The 982-nt window shown below is 40.6% G+C and carries 1 protein-coding gene and 1 pseudogene; both read left to right on the top strand.

The window, feature by feature from the left end; genetic code table 11:
• Positions 1-199: pseudogene (locus tag SSCH_RS18985) on the top strand (hypothetical protein); the annotation flags it as partial.
• Positions 200-254: 55 nt separating this feature from the next.
• Positions 255-779 carry a hypothetical protein gene (locus SSCH_RS16400; RefSeq protein ID WP_052835390.1) on the top strand — a complete coding sequence of 175 codons (525 nt, stop codon included), beginning with the start codon at positions 255-257 and terminating at the stop codon, positions 777-779.
• Positions 780-982: the final 203 nt, after the last annotated feature.

Here is a 982-nt window from a genome sequence, read left to right as displayed (position 1 = left end):
AGTTTTGATCGAAAACAGTCTGGGTAAGGATGTTTGGTGGGGGCGCAGCTACCGGGATAGTCCTGACATTGATCCTCGGGTGATCGTCAAAGGACGAGATTTAAACCCCGGTACTTTTGCACAGGTACAGGTGACACGAGCTGCAACATACGATTTAATCGGCATACATACCGGAAACAGAAGTTCCAGGGATTACTAAGGGAGAAGGGACAACTGTATGTTATAATCTTGGATAATAGGAGAGGAGGGCATTTTTGAACCAGATCAGGTTCACAACAGTAGCTATTGCACTTGTAGTAACTCTTTTCATCCTGCTGGGCGGCTACTTTCTTTATGATAAGTACTACATCAAAAATGGGCTAGAGGAAAAAATCAACCAGATAGTTGAAACTGAAGAAATAAAGATCGCCAAACAGGAAAATCCTCCAACAGTTTATATTCGCTCCTCAGAAATAAAAGATCTCCAGACTGCTCATCGAAAAACTGCTGAAATTGTTTATCAGTCATTGGGACCCGAATTTAGAGTTGTCTTTTTAGATGAGCGGACTGAAAAGCTGAGTAAATTATATGAAAAATGCAGTTTTGTTATCCAGGAGGGTATTGCCACAGGCAGGTTCCAAGAGATGAACGTAAAGGTGCAGGAACTTGCTGCAGAGGAAGGCATCCAGTGTCACTTAACTATGGATTCTTTCAATGTATATCTGGAACTTGACGATGACAAGGGATATCTTTATGAAGCAGAACCCGCGCTCCCATTATTTAACATGTCTACATTTTAACTGTTCCGGAATTTCCATTTATAGTACTTGGAGAAAGCGTAAAAAACTTATATCTCCTGAAATCTTTGTCTTCAGGAAACGATTTTTTGATTATTTATTTTCCATGGGGCACTCTATATCATCGAATAGTCGCCTTCATACTAGCATGTGATCAAAAAGATACGTGCTAGCTCCTGTCCTGATATTACTCCAAGCATTACGCA

Source organism: Syntrophaceticus schinkii, from assembly GCF_000946815.1.
GTDB lineage: Bacteria > Bacillota > DSM-12270 > Thermacetogeniales > Thermacetogeniaceae > Syntrophaceticus > Syntrophaceticus schinkii.
The sequence above is the reverse complement of the archived record's forward strand: the minus strand, read 5'-3'. Positions and strand labels throughout refer to the sequence as shown.